Origin of the sequence: Pararhizobium capsulatum DSM 1112 (assembly GCF_030814475.1) — a bacterium.
GTDB classification, from domain to species: Bacteria; Pseudomonadota; Alphaproteobacteria; order Rhizobiales; family Rhizobiaceae; genus Pararhizobium; species Pararhizobium capsulatum.
This window is the reverse complement of sequence record NZ_JAUSVF010000003.1, coordinates 63,817-80,336: the sequence shown is the minus strand read 5'-3', so window position 1 is coordinate 80,336 and position 16,520 is coordinate 63,817. Positions and strand designations below refer to the sequence as shown.

At 58.6% G+C, this 16,520-nt stretch carries 13 protein-coding genes and 2 pseudogenes; 7 read left to right on the top strand and 8 right to left on the bottom strand.

Features of this window, described 5'->3' with window-relative positions:
- The first annotated feature begins 26 nt into the window (after nt 1–26).
- Both QO002_RS25480 and QO002_RS25475 read left to right on the top strand, forming a co-directional pair.
- Nucleotides 27–914: an ABC transporter permease gene (locus QO002_RS25480; protein ID WP_307235245.1), complete on the top strand. Its 888-nt coding sequence runs from the start codon at nt 27–29 to the stop codon at nt 912–914.
- Nucleotides 907–1,956, top strand: coding sequence for a quaternary amine ABC transporter ATP-binding protein (locus tag QO002_RS25475; RefSeq protein WP_307235243.1), 1,050 nt, complete (start codon nt 907–909; stop codon nt 1,954–1,956). Before QO002_RS25480 ends, QO002_RS25475 begins: the two co-directional genes overlap by 8 nt.
- 1,021 nt (nt 1,957–2,977) lie before the next feature.
- Here QO002_RS25475 and QO002_RS25470 read toward each other — a convergent pair.
- Entirely contained in the window at nt 2,978–4,429 is a 1,452-nt protein-coding gene (locus QO002_RS25470; protein WP_307235241.1) for a hypothetical protein, read from the bottom strand.
- A 118-nt stretch (nt 4,430–4,547) separates the two neighbouring features.
- Here QO002_RS25470 and QO002_RS25465 point away from each other — a divergent pair.
- From QO002_RS25465 to QO002_RS25455, 3 genes and pseudogenes are all read left to right on the top strand, one after another.
- A pseudogene (locus QO002_RS25465) lies at nt 4,548–4,753 on the top strand (hypothetical protein); the annotation flags it as partial.
- A 173-nt stretch (nt 4,754–4,926) separates the two neighbouring features.
- Complete coding sequence (locus QO002_RS25460) at nt 4,927–5,535, top strand: J domain-containing protein (RefSeq protein WP_307235239.1); 609 nt, start codon at nt 4,927–4,929, stop codon at nt 5,533–5,535.
- 666 nt (nt 5,536–6,201) lie between these two features.
- Nucleotides 6,202–6,513: pseudogene (locus tag QO002_RS25455) on the top strand (adenylate/guanylate cyclase domain-containing protein); the annotation flags it as partial.
- 225 nt (nt 6,514–6,738) lie between these two features.
- Here QO002_RS25455 and minE read toward each other — a convergent pair.
- The 6 genes from minE to QO002_RS25425 form a co-directional block, all read right to left on the bottom strand.
- The gene (minE, locus tag QO002_RS25450) at nt 6,739–7,002 is read right to left on the bottom strand and encodes a cell division topological specificity factor MinE (protein WP_056331628.1); all 264 of its coding nucleotides are present in this window, start codon (nt 7,000–7,002) and stop codon (nt 6,739–6,741) included.
- Nucleotides 6,999–7,814: a septum site-determining protein MinD gene (minD, locus tag QO002_RS25445; RefSeq protein ID WP_307235236.1), complete on the bottom strand. Its 816-nt coding sequence runs from the start codon at nt 7,812–7,814 to the stop codon at nt 6,999–7,001. Before minD ends, minE begins: the two co-directional genes overlap by 4 nt.
- Before the next feature lie 30 nt (nt 7,815–7,844).
- Nucleotides 7,845–8,576, bottom strand: coding sequence for a septum site-determining protein MinC (gene minC / locus QO002_RS25440; RefSeq protein WP_307236240.1), 732 nt, complete (start codon nt 8,574–8,576; stop codon nt 7,845–7,847).
- A 376-nt stretch (nt 8,577–8,952) separates the two neighbouring features.
- The gene (locus QO002_RS25435; protein WP_307235234.1) at nt 8,953–12,216 is read right to left on the bottom strand and encodes an error-prone DNA polymerase; all 3,264 of its coding nucleotides are present in this window, start codon (nt 12,214–12,216) and stop codon (nt 8,953–8,955) included.
- Nucleotides 12,213–13,724 carry a Y-family DNA polymerase gene (locus QO002_RS25430; RefSeq protein WP_307235232.1) on the bottom strand — a complete coding sequence of 504 codons (1,512 nt, stop codon included), beginning with the start codon at nt 13,722–13,724 and terminating at the stop codon, nt 12,213–12,215. Before QO002_RS25430 ends, QO002_RS25435 begins: the two co-directional genes overlap by 4 nt.
- Nucleotides 13,645–14,400, bottom strand: coding sequence for an ImuA family protein (locus QO002_RS25425; RefSeq protein ID WP_307235230.1), 756 nt, complete (start codon nt 14,398–14,400; stop codon nt 13,645–13,647). Before QO002_RS25425 ends, QO002_RS25430 begins: the two co-directional genes overlap by 80 nt.
- Before the next feature lie 460 nt (nt 14,401–14,860).
- Here QO002_RS25425 and QO002_RS25420 point away from each other — a divergent pair, with 460 nt between their 5' ends.
- Nucleotides 14,861–15,229: a hypothetical protein gene (locus QO002_RS25420; RefSeq protein WP_307235228.1), complete on the top strand. Its 369-nt coding sequence runs from the start codon at nt 14,861–14,863 to the stop codon at nt 15,227–15,229.
- On the top strand, nt 15,208–15,891 hold the full coding sequence (locus QO002_RS25415; RefSeq protein WP_307235226.1) for an SOS response-associated peptidase: 684 nt from the start codon (nt 15,208–15,210) through the stop codon (nt 15,889–15,891). The genes QO002_RS25420 and QO002_RS25415 overlap by 22 nt, the downstream gene beginning before the upstream one ends.
- A 46-nt stretch (nt 15,892–15,937) precedes the next feature.
- Here QO002_RS25415 and QO002_RS25410 read toward each other — a convergent pair whose 3' ends face one another.
- Nucleotides 15,938–16,252 carry a hypothetical protein gene (locus QO002_RS25410; protein ID WP_307235224.1) on the bottom strand — a complete coding sequence of 105 codons (315 nt, stop codon included), beginning with the start codon at nt 16,250–16,252 and terminating at the stop codon, nt 15,938–15,940.
- Nucleotides 16,253–16,520 lie beyond the last annotated feature (268 nt).

Genomic DNA, 16,520 nt, shown 5'->3' with positions numbered 1-16,520 from the left:
TCGGCTCTTTGCAGATGGGGAACAGAATGGACTGGTTTTTCAAATTTCCGCATATGGACGATGACAACCTTCGCAATCTCAAGAAGGCGATCGACGAAGGTTTTCGCGGGTTCACACGCACTTACGGCGATATCATCGAAGGCTTCTTTTATCCGCTGCAGCAGTTTCTGATCTATGCTGAGCGTTTTATGCTGAAGACGCCCTGGCCGATCATCACGCTTATCATCCTTGCCATCGCTTTTGCCGCCACCCGCAACCTGCGCATCGTTGCCGGCTGTCTTGTGACGCTGCTCCTGATCGGCTACTTCGACATGTGGGACGACACCATGCGGACGATCTCGATGATCTTCGTCTGCACCGTGATGTCGATCGCCATCGGCCTTCCCATCGGCATCCTGATGTCGCGCTCCAACCGAGCCCAGAAGATCGTTAACCCGATCCTCGACGTCATGCAGACCATGCCGAGTTTCGTCTATCTGATCCCCGTCGTCATGCTGCTCGGCATCGGCAAGGTGCCCGGCCTGATCGCCGTCGTCATCTATGCCATTCCGCCGATGATCCGCCTCACCAATCTCGGCATCCGCCTCGTCGACCGCGACGTACTCGAAGCCGCCGATGCCTTCGGCGCCGATGGAAGCCAGAAGCTGTTCAAGGTGCAGCTGCCGCTGGCGCTACCGACTATCATGGCCGGCATCAACCAGACGATCATGATGGCGCTGGCCATGGTGGTCATCGCCTCGATGATTGGCGTGCAGGGGCTGGGACAGCCGGTGCTGAAGGCCATCGCCAACCAGTATTTTACCCTCGGCATCTTCAATGGCCTTGCCATCGTCGGCATCGCCATCATCTTCGACCGGGTGAGCCAGGCCTATGGCCAGCGCCTGCAGAAGCACCGGGAGATCGTCCATGGCTAATCAGCGCCCTGATCACCTGTTCGGTGGCATCAAGATCCGCAACCTCTACAAGATCTTCGGACCGAATGCCGCATCCCATATCGAGGCGGTCCGGAATGGCCTGAGCAAGGCCAATCTCAACGAGAAGCACGGCCATGTGCTCGGTCTTTGCGATATCAACATCGAGATGCCGGCCGGCTCGATTCAGGTGATCATGGGCTTGTCGGGCTCCGGCAAGTCGACCCTCATCCGCCACATCAACCGGCTGATCGATCCGACCGCCGGCGAGGTCCTGGTCGATGGCGTCGATGTGGTCAAGATGAACGAGACCGATCTGCGCGAGTTCCGCCGGCACCAGACGGCCATGGTGTTCCAGAAGTTCGCGCTGCTTCCCCATCGCAGCGTGCTCGATAACACCATCTTCGGATTGGAGATCCAGGGCATCCCGCGCCAGGCAAGCATTGAGACGGCCATGCGCTGGCTGGAGCGCGTCGGCTTGAAGGGGTTCGAGGAAAAATATCCCAACCAGCTTTCCGGCGGCATGCAGCAGCGCGTCGGCCTGGCCCGGGCGCTGGCCAACGATGCGCCGGTGCTGTTGATGGACGAAGCCTATTCCGCGCTCGATCCGCTCATCCGCATGGACATGCAAACCGTCCTGCTCGACCTGCAGAAGGAAATCCGCAAGACGGTGGTGTTCATCACCCACGATCTCGACGAAGCGCTGCGCCTCGGCGACCAGATCGCAATCCTGCGCGATGGCGAGGTCATCCAGCAGGGCACCAGCCAGGACATCGTGCTGCGCCCCGCCGACCAATACATCGAAAACTTCGTCCGCGAAGTAAACCGCGGCCGCGTCATTCAGGTCGAAGCCGTCATGGATCCGATCGACGCAACCACGCCGCAAGGGCCAGTCATCCCAGCAGACACAACCATCGAAGACGCCGTCCGCATCCTCTCCGCAGCCAACGCAACAAACGCAATCGTCACCAACGAAACCGGCAAACACATCGGAACAACAACATTCCAAAAACTCGTCGGCGCAATGGTGAGTCCCAGGCATTGATGTCGTTGCTGGAGAATGGAATTTCGGAAGAGGTTGAACTCGGCCAGCTCGAGGCAGAAGATTTGGCGATGAAGGCATGCCTTCAAGCCGGCGCCGATCGGGCGAGTGCACACTCGCTTGTCGACGATCGGAGGTTGACGCAATTTTCAATACTCTTGAAGCGGATAGAACACTATGGTGGATTGTGCTCGAGCGGCCTGGCAACAGGCACGCAGATTTGCCTCTGACAACGAAGAGGCAGCAGTTCATTGTCGATCATTGTGTCCCCATGGCAAAACTGGCAGGTATGCGGGTTCCAAGTGAGCCTGATAGGCAGGCAATCGCTCGTGTATCGAGCATCCCAATGCTGCCTCCAATCGACTGTGTTTGAAAGGTTGGCGGATATAGATTGTCTCAACCAGGTCAGCTTGGTTTCAACCGGCAGCGACACCTTCACCCAAGACATCAATGATAAGTGGCGGAAGGCCTGTGCTGATTGTAAGCAGTGGCAACCTTATCAAACTCAAAGGTCAAGTTGCGTGAATGTGCAGACCGCTTCCACGCGCGCATTACTATGCATGAGGAATATTTGGCGAAGAATAAGCCACTTAGCGTGCGGATTGTCGGCGAGGAGGTGGGCCAGGCGACATCCGAGGTAAGCGAGTGGTGGGACGGCGTCACGAAACCTATCACTGCCGTAGTCGATGAGTTCAAATCAGGATACGAAGGTGGGAAATAGGCATCGGGTCGGTTGACAGCGTCCAGATCAACGACTGGATCGTCTAGCGAATGGCTTAGTGGCCCCCGTTCCTCTAGGCAAACCCTTGATGAAGCGGCCCCCTGCAGTAAGGGAGCTGGTTTTTTGACTGACGACAGTTTCGCGCGTGGAAGGGCTTGGGATTGCCTCAACGAAATCGCCCGCAGGCTGGGATCTCGCTACTTGTTCAAGTGCAGGTACGTGGCTCGGTCGTTCTGCTGACATCTCGGTTTCTGCCCGTGCCGTATCGACCTCGCCTTGGGCTATCTGCGGTTCGTGGTTACGTTATTCGGTTGCCAAGACATCACGCACCTGGTCGATCTTGCCAACAGCCGGTCCGACACCCAAAACGTCCTTCGCCCATGCAATCACTTCCGGATCGACTACAACCACGTCGCCGGGGCGCTCTATGGTACCAATGTCCTTGTTAGCTGCAGACAGCAGTGCCGCGCTCAGCGCGTCGTCGCTCAGGGCCGGATCGGACGGGATGGCCTGGTCGCCATTTTCCAACTCGAACTGGGCGTAGGAAACGACATAGTCGCGGATAGCGGACATGTGCGGATCATTGGAGTTAAGGTAGGCGTGGTAGTTCCGGTTGAGCGAGTTTAGTCTGCCGAGTTTGGCAGCCAGTCCGGATTGTTCATTTAGATCGGGCGCATCCACGTCAAGCGCGTAGTCTTCTCTGACCAGATCGGCTTCACTCTCCCACGTTGGCGGGTGGTCCGTCGGCTGTTCGATTGCCAACGCGTTACGCACCTGGTCGATCTTGCCAACAGCAGGTCCGACGCCCAAAACGGTCTTCGCCCATGCCATTACTTCCGGATCGGCCACAATCACGTCGCCCGGCTGTCCTATAACACCAATGTCCTTATTGGCTGCCGACAGCAGCGCCGCGCTCAGAGCCTCATCACTCAGGGCCGGGTCGGTCGGGATCGCATGGCGGCCATTGTCCAGCTCGAACTGGGCGTAGGCAACGACATAGTCGCGGATGGCGGCCATGTGCGGATCGTCGGAGTTAAGGTAAGCGTGGTAGTTCCGGTTGAGCGAGTTCAGCCTACCGAGTTTGGCAGGCAGTGCGGACTTTTCATTCAGATCGGAGGCATCCACCCCTAGCCCGTAGGCTTTGGTCACCAGGACCCGGTTCTCTGGTCTCGGTGTGGGTTTCGCGACTTTCAAGATGGATTTCTCTGCTTTGGGCGAGCCCTTGGTGGTTTGAGAAAGCGACTTCTTCGACCCGGCGCGCTTTTCCTCCCCCTTGTGCGTACCGAAAAGCTTGCCGAAGGCTGTTGCAATCGTGTCGTTGGATTGGTTCGTCCCGCTCTTGTGGCGCGAAGACGAGCCCGCCTTTTCGTGTCCCGCAGACGCGTGGGTTTCGCTCTTCCCGCTGCCGCCGCCGTTGCCACCTCCGCCGCTGTGACCGCCCCCTCCACCCTTGCCACCGCCGTTGCCGTTGCCGGCGAGCGCAGCCGGCGTGGAAAACGTCCAAGGACTCTTCAAATCCATGCTGATCGGCACAGCGGCGAAAGTTGCGGATACGCTGGCTACGAGGACCAGACTGCCAAAATTCCGCATGGGTATTCCTCCGAATAAAATATCTAACAAGTCTGTCCACAAATGACTGTGGACATTTGGGCCTGTGTAGTTGGCAAAAGCGAGAACTGAAGTGGCACGGAGTGGTCGCATCACCTTGTGAATGTCGGCGGAGACGTTGATCAGCAGACTCAACTTTGCGATCACTTACATCATTGGCCTAGCCTTAATTCCGCAAACGACAAGAATGTTCCGAACCGAGATCCAATATCTTACTCCCGCTACCAATCACGGCTACGTGTCAAGCGAAGCGAAGAATTGACCCCTGGCGGTTCAGAGAGCGGTGAAAGCTGGTCAATTGGAACGGCAGGTCTGCGAGGTCTGCGGTATTGATGCGGTCGATGCACATCACGACCCTATGATAAGCCGCTGGACGTCCGCTGGCTGTGCCGCAGACATCAGACCCGCCTTCACCACTATGGTGAGGACATGTTTCCCATTCGGCCGCTCGTTCCAAATCACAAAACCTAGAATCTACTGCCCCTGCTCCCAACTATGCGTGGACGCACTCGCACTGCGCTGCAGATGCAGCCATTTGTATCAGGTATGTCGATCGTTACCAAATCCAGTTCAGCACCGACAATGACATTCGTTACGGGAATTCAGCTCCTTGCCTTGAGATCGCGATCCGTCCATATAGGCCCATGACGCTTGATCAGAAAATTTTCGTCGGCCTTAAATCTACACGCAGGAAAACTGCTATCCCGTCCGAACCCGCCGGCCCGAAATGCCAATGGGACGGCTGCGGCAGTTCCGGTGCGTATCGCGCGCCTGTTGGTTCGGGTGCCGAGGGCCTGTACCTGCTGTTCTGCCTTGAGCACGTGAAAGAATACAACAAGGGCTATAGCTTCACGACCGCGCCAACCGACGCAAACGTTGCCCGTTACCAGAAAGAGGCGACGAGCGGTGCTCGCGCAACTGTCGGGACCATCATCCCCGAAGCCACTGAAATACCCATCCCTTTTACAGTCCGCTCCGGCTCCGCAAAGTCCTTGAATGCTCGCAAAACCGCAGCACAGCGTCTGGTGCAAAAAGCGGAGCCCCAGAAACGAAAACTCAAGGTGCTCGAAGCAAAGGCTTTCGAGACACTTGGTCTGTCATCGGAGGCAACGGCAGAGGACATCAGGAAGCGCTATAAGGAAAGGCTTAAAATGCACCATCCCGATGCCAATCAAGGTGATCGCACTTCCGAGGCAGAGCTTCGCGCCTCAATTGAGGCGCATAAGATTTTAAAGGTGAATGGATTTTGTTGACGGGACAACCAAGAGATTAGGCGCCGGAACGGAGCAGTGGTCGTGACGGATGATATTTCCAATCTCGTATGGCAGATGTTGGCCTGGGTATTCAAGCTTACGTAGTAGCCTTCATATAACCATCGTGATGTCTCAGGTGGTTAGTTTTGTTGATTGGAATTTGGCCGGTTCTCAGCGTTGCCCAAGCCCATCACGCATAGCCGAGAGCTGCCCGCGGCACTTCCTTAGTCATTTTATAACCGCGAGTATATGAGAACGTATCGCTTCTCGGAAGTCGGATGAAAAACCAAGGAGTAGTGCGACCCAACTGCGTGACGGATGTGCTGCGCAATGGGCCCCGCCGGTATCGGACCGGGAGCGACCTGTGGGTTCACAGTGATGTGGAGTTTTCGGGTCACGACCAAGAGATTGCACCCGGGCATGACGAGGTCTCCCAGGATGATGACCTCGTCGACGTACACCGTCAGGTCGAGGTTGCGAGGCGCTCCCCTGGGAGAATAACCGCGGGATCGACGACAACGTTAGGGATCCTGGGTAAGGACTACATTCTGCGAGGTCACCACCTGCACTGCACGGGGACCATTAGCCTCGGATGTGACGTATTTGTGAAACGTGGGGGTAAGGGTGGGTTGCTGTGGCGTTATCGCTGGGGTCGTGGTAGTGCCGGTCATTGCAGACCGCTTCGACAAGAGTGGGACAGACCCGTTACAGGATGAACTGACTGGCAAGATTGTCTGAGCGATGACCGGCGAGTGGGGAGCCATACGAAAAGCGGACTATAGCCGGGCTTGGGGAATAGACAGCACCGAGCTGGTCGAGTACGACTATTATCTTCGTGCCAAAAGCCAGTTTAACCTTTTCACGAAAGAGGGCCTCGAGCGATCAGCCGAAATCTCGCAAAAGGGGCTGCAACTGTTCCCCAACTCCCCCTTGCTGACCGTTGAACTAGTGACCATAGGATGCCTCGCGCTTGGGCTTCCTTGGCGTCACAGGCAAAATAGACCATCGGCTTTTATATGTTCGAGCGTTGTTACGACTGAATTGACGGCCCAAAATGGCCAAACGCCAACGAACGTTCCACATGGGATGCGCACCGGGACTGACAACCTACCGCTCAACGCATATTCGGTCCCTCGGCCCTGACAAAATCAGTTGAAACGCTGGCGCGGCGCCAAAGAGAATTTGCCGTTGTGAGGGCGGCTCTTAGGCCGCCTTCCTTTCCGCATCATGGGGGATTTCGACGTCGACGAAAAGTGTGGACACCGGGATACCCCGTTCCAATTTCACGCTGACCTTATCGGCGTCGACTTCCATATGCTTGGAAATCGCGCGGAGTATTTCGTCGCGCAACTTTGTTACAAGTTCGGAATCGCCCGTGGAGGCGCGGTCATGCGCCAGCAGTACTTGAAGTCGCTCCCGCGCGGCCGCTCCGGATTGCTGCCGGGAAAACATTCTCAGAAGATTCATGCAGCTCTCCTACCGAAAAGTTTCCCAAACAAGCCTCGCTTGTCTCCAGGGATAACGACCGGCAACGCCTCGCCGTTGAGCCGGCGGGCAGCCTCGAAGTATGCGATTGCGGGGGCACTGCGGCCGTCAGCCAGGGTCACGGGAGAACCAACGTTCGAGGCCCGTAGTACGTCCATGCTCTCCGGAATGATACCAAGAAGGGGGATGGACAGGATTTCTAGCACATCATCAACCTTCAGCATGTCGCCTCGTTCAGCGCGCGCGGAATCATAACGGGTCAAAAGAAGGTGCTTCTCCATCGTCTCGCCATTCTCCGCCTTCAGCGTCTTGGAATCCAACAAGCCGATGATGCGATCCGAGTCACGAACCGATGAAACTTCCGGATTGGTGACGACGATGGCCACATCCGCGTGGCGCATTGCCAATGTCGCTCCGCGTTCGATACCCGCCGGACTGTCGCAAATGACCCAGTCAAACGCGTTCTTAAGGGCAGTGATGACCTTTTCCACGCCTTCGGGCGTCAAGTTGTCCTTATCGCGGGTTTGCGATGCCGGAAGCAGGAACAGTGTCTCCACGCGCTTGTCACGGATCAAGGCCTGCGTGAGCTTCGCTTCACCCTGGATGACATTCACGAGATCGTAGACGACGCGTCGTTCCGCGCCCATGACGAGATCGAGATTGCGGAGGCCGACATCGAAATCCACAACCACGACCTTCGCGCCATTCTGCGCGAGCGCGGCACCCAACGCGGCCGTGGACGTCGTTTTGCCGACGCCGCCTTTGCCAGACGTAACGACTATGACCTTGCCCATATCATCTCCATTTTTTCCAAACTCATCGATTTAGATCACCGCAGCCACTTTTATGGTTTCGCCTTCAAGCCAAATCTGGACTGCCTTGCCGCGCAAACTCGGCTCGAGATCTTCGGCTGTCAGATAGAAACCATCGATCGCGATCAGCTCCGCCTCCAACTTCCTGCAAAAGATCCGTGCCGTGGAGTTGCCCATCGTCCCCGCCATGGCGCGGCCCCTTAGGGCACCATAGACGTGGATCGAGCCGCCGGCGACGACCTCGGAACCAGACGCCACCGAACCAACGATAGTGACGTCCCCTTCCGCGTGGTGAAGCGACTGACCCGAGCGAACGGGCTGGCTTACGATCAATGATGAACTAGAGCGTGATGGTGCCGAGACCGTCGGTGCGGGATTTGCCGCCGCCGGAGCAGAGGACTCCTCGACCGCGGTTATTTCAACGTCGGAAGTGCCTTTCCCGTCGGTCAACGCTGGCGGCAGATCTGGAGCGAGCAAAGAAGCCTTCGCGCCCTCGATGCCCATGATTCGGACTTTTCTCGTCGCGAGCTTTGCCACGAGATCTCGAAGCTCGTCTTGCCCGATGTCGAGGCTCGACAAATCGAGTACGATTGGTTTCCGAAGGAAGAAACCAGCGGATCGGGCCGCGAGATTATCCAACTGGACCAGCCAATCATCGACCGGCATCTCGGGGCTTAAGGCGAGCGCGAGGAAAGATCGTCCCTTGAGACGGATTGGGCGGGGTTGGGTTAACACATCATTCAACTTTGTTAATTTTGCGTTGCACGGCTGTAGCGAGGGAATGGTTAACAAGAAGTTAACGACACGTTGGGTTATCACCCAAAGTCACTTAGATAGCTTGCGCGAGGATGGAGCGGGGGCAGCGGTTGTCCGGGGGAGTTATCGTCACGCTCTGAGGTGGCTCCTCCTCGCCCGATAGTCAGACCTGCGGAGATTGGAGTGACTACCACGGAAAGGGGCGGCCTTCCCTGTCGATTGGATGACCGCAAATCGTGTCCAGACGCAGTATTGTCCAAACCATCGGACGTCTGCTCTCGGGCGATGGTAAGGTCTGCCGCTACGACTGAGAGGTCGGCGCAAAGCGGAAATCATTTCCCATAAGGCTCAAATGCCATCCTGCCTACTGAAAATTCCGGCTTTTCACCTTCAGCGTATCGATGTGCAGATCCCGGATGAAAATATCTCTCGGCTGGACGGCAGGCTTCGGCTGGTCCCGTGAGTCTGGACCTCCCGGAGAACCATGGGCAAATTCGTCGCCTCGCCCAGTCTGCAGCCTGAATGCGGTATTACGATCGGCGAGCCCGGACAGATCGCTGGAGAGATCGAAGACCTGCTGCGCGACGAGATGGACGACAGCCCCTTCCCGCTGGATACGACCGTTAATTGCCATCATCGACGCTCCCAGCACGATGCGGCGACGTCGCTCGAACAGCTTCGACCACACGACGATGTTCGCCGGCCCGGTCTCATCCTCAATGGTGATGAACAACACTCCCTTGGCGCTACCCGGCCGCTGCCGCACCAGCACCAGTCCGGCCGTTATCACCCAGCGTCCGTCGCGTGCGGCCATCGCTTCCTCGCAGGTGACGATGCTCCGTGTTGCCAGGTCTTTCCGCAGGAAAGCGACGGGATGCTGTCTGAGCGTCAGCCCCGTGTGTCCATAGTCCTCCACGACATTGTGGCCCTCGGTCATCTGCCGAAGTTCGACCTCCGGCTCCTTTTGCTCTGGGATCGCTCTCGCCTCACGCTCGGCCGCCGCCGCAAACAACGGCAACGGTTCGTCTCTCAACGCTTTGATTGCCCAGAGAGCATCACGACGCTCCAGTTTTAACGACGGTCGGAAGGCGTCGGCCTCCGCCAGTTCAACGAGCGAGGCCGCCGGCACGCCTGACCGCCGCCACATGTCGTCGACCGAGGAGAACGTGTCTTCCATCCGTGCCGTAACGATCCGGGCGGCATCAACGGTGGCCAGCCCACGCACCATCCGCATACCCAACCGAACCGCATAACGATCCTTGCCCTCGACCGGTTCCAGCGTGCAATCCCACCGAGAGCTGTTGATACAGACGGGCCGGATCTCGACGCCGTGGTTCCTGGCATCGCCAACGATCTGGGCAGGGGCGTAAAATCCCATCGGCTGCGAGTTCAACAGGGCTGCACAGAACACGTCCGGATGGTGGCACTTGATGTAGCTGCTCGCATAGGCGATGAGCGCAAACGACGCCGCGTGGCTTTCAGGGAAGCCATAGCTGCCAAAGCCTTCCAACTGGCTGAAGGTCTTCTCGGCAAATTCCGGGGTGTAGCCGTTGCGAACCATGCCGGAGACGAGCTTGTGCTTGAACCGGGAAACGCCGCCCGTAAACTTGAACGTCGCCATGCTCTTGCGGAGCTGATCGGCCTCGCCGCCGGTGAAGCCGGCGCAGACCATGGCGACACGCATCGCCGACTCCTGGAACAGCGGAACGCCGAGCGTCTTACCCAGCACCGCCTCCAGTTCGGGCGTCGGATACTCCACATCCTCCTTGCCCTCGCGGCGCCGCAGATAGGGATGGACCATATCGCCCTGGATTGGCCCCGGTCGGACGATCGCCACCTGAACGACGAGATCGTAGAATGTCCGTGGCTTCAGCCTCGGAAGCATTGCCATCTGCGCCCGGCTTTCGATCTGAAACGTCCCGAGCGTGTCAGCCTTCCGGATCATTGAGTAAGTGGCCGAGTCTTCCTGACGGATACTGGCAAGATCGAGATCGTCGTCCTTGTGCTGTCGTATCAAATCGAACGCTTTCGACATGCAGGTCAACATGCCCAAGGCGAGAACGTCGACCTTCATCATCTTGAGCGCCTCGACGTCATCCTTGTCCCACTCGATGATCTGCCGGTCGGCCATGGTCGCCGGTTCGATCGGCACGAGATCGTCCAGCCGGTCATGGGTCAGCACGAAGCCGCCCGGATGCTGACCAAGGTGCCGCGGAGCGCCCATGAGCTGCTGTGCCAGGTTCAGTGTCAGAATGAGGCGCCGGTCATCGGGGTTAAGGTTCAATTCCTTGACGTTGCGGTCGCTGACCTCTTCCGACCAGGCCCACATTCCGGATGACAAGGCCTTGATCAGATCCTCCGGAAGTCCCAGCGCTTTGCCAACGTCCCGGATGGCGCCCTTCGCCCGGTATCGTGTCACCGTCGCACAGAGCGCCGCCTTCTCCCTGCCGTAGGTCTTGTAGATCCATTGAATGACCTCCTCGCGCCGTTCGTGCTCGAAATCCACGTCGATATCCGGCGGTTCATCGCGCTCCTGGCTGACGAACCGCTCGAACAGCAGATCGTTGGTCGAAGGATCAATGCTGGTGACGCCGAGGATATAGCAAACCGCCGAGTTGGCAGCCGAGCCACGCCCCTGGCAAAGGATTCCCTGCGATCGGGCGAAACGAACGATCGAGAACACCGTGAGGAAATACGGCGCATACTTCATGGACCGTATGAGATCGAGTTCGTGGCGAACGGTCGTCAGGACATTGTCGGGCAATCCTTCGGGATACCGGTTCGGCACGCATTCCCAGACATAGTGCTCCAAGGATTCCTGCGGCGTCTTTCCGGGAAGGATGGCTTCTTCAGGATATTGGTAACTCAGCTCTTCCAGCGAGAATGTGCAGCGATCGACGATCTCCATGGTGCGTCTCAGCGCCTCCGGATAACGCGGAAACAGACGCTCCATCTCCTCCGGCGGCTTCAGGTATCGGTCGGCATGCCGTTCGCGTTCAAAGCCAACTGCATCGATGGTCGTTCGTGTCCGGATGCAGGTAACGATATCCTGGAGCTGCCGGCGTCCCGGTTCGTGGAACAGTACGTCGTTGGTGACGACCGTGCGGACACGGAATTTGGCGGCCAGGTTGGATAGTTCATGCAACCGCATCTGATCGTTGGGACGACGGCGTAGCGATAACGCAAGATAGGCACGGTCGCCGAACACGTCGGCCAGCTTGCGAAGCTGAACTGCGCATGTCTCATCCGGCAGATCTGGCACCAGGACGGCGAGCAATCCTTCCGCGTAGAGCGCGACGTCGTCGAAGGTCAGAACACAGTTGTCCTTGCCGCCCCGGCTTTTGCCGAGCGTGATCAGCCGGGTCAGCCGCGAGTATGCCGTGCGATCTGTCGGATAGACGAGGATCGACATGCCATCCTGCAGATCGAGACGACAGCCGACGACAAGACGGATGCCGGTTTCGCGGGAGGCTTCCAGCGCCCGGACGATCCCCCCCAGGCTGTTGCGATCGACCACGCCCAGCGCCTCGATGCCAAGCTCTCTGGCGGTGGCGAACAGTTCCTGCGCCGAGGACGCGCCCCGCAGGAAGGAGAAATGGGTGGTGACCTGAAGCTCTGCATATCTCATGCGAAAATCCCATGGATGAACCAGCGGTGCGAGCCGGTTGCCGCATCGACACCGTCGCCGGATCGGTAAATCCACAGCCGCTCGCCGGTATCGTCCTCAATGACGAAATAGTCGCGGACGGCGACCCATTCCGACGTCCGCTGCCACCACTCGCCAAAAATCCGCTCCGGTCCGTCGGCCCGCTTCACTTTGCGGCGTTTGCCTCGCCATGTGACTGAGACCGGCGGATGATCCGGCAACAGGGCGATGACCTCGATGAGCTCCGGATGCAGGAGCAATCTTACTGGCCGACGCCAGTGATGAGACCAGGAAACATCGATGTCGTCTGATGCGGCGGCAATCCGGTGGAGGCTGCGCTCGGGCACATCCGATGCCACCGGGGCGACCCGGTAGACGCGCGAGCCTCGATTGCCGAAGACATCGATGAGGGGGACGATGTCTCTCGTATCCTCCTCAATCAGCGAAGACGATCTCTGGGTTTCCGCCAACGGCTCCGACATCACCGCGACCAGCGACAGCTTCTCGATACCAAAGCCCGGTTCGATCTTCTCCGTTCGGTCGCGAAACAGTTTGGTCAGCCAGGCAACATCGCGTGCCGGCTTGGCGGTCCCTGCCCGGATCGCCTGACGGGTGCCATCGACCTTCTCGACGATCAGATCGATGCGGCGGGCTCCGAGGCCTTGTCTCTGCAGCGCATCACAAAGCTGGACCACCAGCCGACCGACATATTTGTCGATGGTCTCGGCAGCACCGATCGGTTCTGCAAAGGATCGGCTCACCTCCAGAAACTCCAGACTGCGGATGGGATCGATCGGTTCGGCGAGGTGTGCGAACATCTGATCGAGACGACGCCCGATTTCCGGGCCAAACCGCAGAGCCAGGGGTGCGCGCGGCGTCGCTGACAGTTCCCCGATGCTCTGGAAGCCAAGTGTCCTCAGATCGCCAACGATCTTCTCGGGGAGCCGCAGCAGCGAGATCGGTAGCCGTTCCACAGCGCGGACAGTCTCGCCGCGGGGCACGACCACCGTTTCCCGTCTGATCGCTCGCGCACAGGCATGGGCGGCACCCCAGGTGTCAGCGATTGCTATCCGCGCCGTCAGCGCCTTGCCACGGAAGCGATTGGCAATCCCGATCAGCATCGACTCCTCGCCACCCTGCAGATGATCGGCGCCCTCGGTGTCCATGACGATACCATCCAATGCATCAATGGCGACGATCGGGGAATATTGGGTCAAGGCCCAGAGCGTAATGCGCTCCAGCGCCTGAGCATCGGCGACGGGATCGGCGTCGATCATCGTTAGACCCTGGAACAAGGCCTGAGCCTTGGCCGCCGCCATGCCCACACGAACGCCAGCCTTCCTCGCCGCGACATCCGCAGAAGACACCCATCGTTTGGCACCGCTCCTGGCGATCACGGCAATTGGCTGGTCAGCCGGCAGCGAGGGATCGGCTCGACGAATGCGATCCGTGGGCAGATCCGGCAGATAAATGGATACGACCCTTGTCATCACAGGCTCCAACGGCAAACTCGGCACATTCGCCCGCACGCGATCTCATCAACTCAAGTAACCAGCGCGGACGACCGACACCCGGAACGGGGAGTTCTTCGGATGGCAGAACGCTCACGCGCCACCGCGTCGTCGATGCCGTCGGCTGGCCAAAGTCGTTGGCCTCGCTCTGGCGTCGCCATCGTCGGACCGCAAGACCGATGGTTCCGGTCTTTTCCGCGGCCAGTTGCAGGCGCCTGGACGCCGTCATCGGCAATCGAACAATCTCCCCGACGACAGCGCCGAGGCCGCCGTACCCGAGCGCTTCCTGCATGTTTGCCAACACGTCCTCCTCCTTGTCGGACTCGACGAACACGACGCGGTTGGCTTGAAGACCGGCTTGCGCCAACGCCGGAAAGAACAGGTCCGGCCGTGTCAGGCACCAGACGATCTTGCCCCTGGTTCTGGCGGCGATGCCGGCGACGAACAGGGCGGCGGCCGCGCCATCGACCGTGCCGGTTCCCCCGCCCGCCACCTCATGCAGCGCGCCGTAAGCAAGACCGCCGCCTGGAAGCACGCCATCGATTGCCGGAACACCAAAGGGCAGCATCTTGCGAGTACGCACCGGGCCGCCTTCGAGATGCTGAATGCGGTCGCGAAGCTCCGAGATCGTGGCGTTGGTGGCGGTCTGCTGCATGGATGTCACAGGTCAAGGCACTTTCCAATTCGGCAAAAAGCGAATATGTTCCCTATTTGTTCCTAAGCCCTAAACGAGTCAACTGGGTCCCCGATCGATAGCGAGGCGTCGTACGAGGTCCGGACCAGAAGCTCAAGGGATTCAGCAAATGGAATCACTGCCGTAGGTGAAGGTGAGACCTGGGCATATTTTTTTGGAGCTTGATCGATGAGCTTGCTGACGTTGCGGGAGTTTCGAAGCCCGATCATCACGGCCGAATGCCGGGCGTGCGACCGATATATCGAGCTAGATCGGAAAACGCTCGTCAGGCAGTACGGCGCGAGCATCCGCTTCGTTGAACTGCGGCGTCGCCTGGCTGTCGGTTGCGAGAAGATGATCTGCGCTGATGGCGAAGATCGGTGCCAGACGCGGTTTCCATGCCTTCTTGAGGCAAACCTGACTTTTGAAGGGAGCAGTTCAGATGACCTGTAAATCGGACATGGCGATCCTGCCGCTGGACCGCACCCTCCAAGGTGGGGTTATATTCGGCCAGTATCCGGATGAAGCTGAACAAGCCGCCCTCGGGTCTCGACTCGATTTCTATCGAAAGGAATGCGACCTCGTCCGCTCCTACGTCGAGGCACTTGATGAGGACATGGTGGTCGTCAATTCCGTGAACGGCGCTGGCGACACCACCCACGGCTTGGCGCAACTCGCCGATGTGCTCTTGAACTTTGAGACCCTCATGCTGGAGCGCATCGGACAGCTTGAACTGGAACTGAAGATTGTCGATGGTACGGCTGATTTCTGCGAGGAAGAGGACTGCACATGTGCAATCTCTACAATCTGACATCGAACCAGCAGGCCATTCGCGACTTCATCGACATAACCCGATACCGCGAGGGTAACCTGCCGCCGTCGATCTCCGTGCATCCGGATCGCCAGGGGCCGATCATCCGCATGGACACCGAGGGTGAACGCGAACTGATCATGTCGACGTGGGGCATGCCGACGCCCGAGGAGCATCTCGACGGCAAGCCCGACAAGGGCGTCACCAATGTCCGCAAGACTTGGCTGCCCCACTGGCAGCGGTGGCTGGGTCCCGAGAACAGATGTCTGGTGCCGGCAACCGCGTTCTCCGAATATGAGCAAGACCCTGATCCAGAGACAGGCAAAAAGCCGCTGCGGTGGTTTGCGCTTAGCCAAGATCAGCCGCTCTTCATGTTGGCGGGTGTCCATACCCGCTGGCACGGTACCCGCGGCCCGATCAAGGCGCCGAGGCTTGGCGAGCATGACATCTATGCTTTCCTGACCACCAATCCCAACAGCATCGTCAAGCCGGTCCATCCCAAGGCCATGCCTGTGCTCCTGACGACCAGAGAAGAATGCGAACTTTGGCTGACGGCCGACTGGAAGGACGCCAAGAAGCTTCAGCGCCCCTTCGCCGATGATCAGATGATGGTCTTGCCGCGCTATACCGAGGTCGGCGGTTTGGGTGGATATCCCCGCTAAAGCGGCAGAAGGATTCGTCGATGTCAGGTCCGGCTGCGAGATCTCTTTAGACCGGCGGCTCCCGCTCGAAACCGAGGACGAAGTCGATCACTTTCGACGATGACATCTCGCAGGGTTTCAGAAGCGGACCTGTCTTCGACAGCCTGTAAAGATTGAAGCTCACGGTATCCTTGCCGCCTAGCTCTTTACCATAGAGCCATATCCGCTTGCCATCATTCGATCGCTTGACGGTTACGCTCCACGGGTGGCCTTCAAAGCGGCCCTCGCAATACCCTTCAAGCATCATTTCAAGAGCGGACACGAACGTCGAAGGCGGTCGAGGCCCGGTCTCCACGCCGTCGTTGTTCACGGCGCAAGACATTCGTCGCAAATTCCGCAGCCATCTTCATCCATGTTCGACGCGGAACGAACTTTGCGGCAACAAGCACATGTGGCCGTCTCACCCGAACAAGTTTTCTCGCGTTCAGGCCCAGCACTCTCTGTCAGCCGTTGGCTCATCGCGTTGCTCCAGTTCGGATTTCATCACAGATAGGAAGCCTCTGATGTCGCGCAAGACGATCTGGTTGGGATCACGGAACCAATGATAGCGGGATGTTGGAACAGTTTGTCGCCAACGGGGTTTCCCGTTC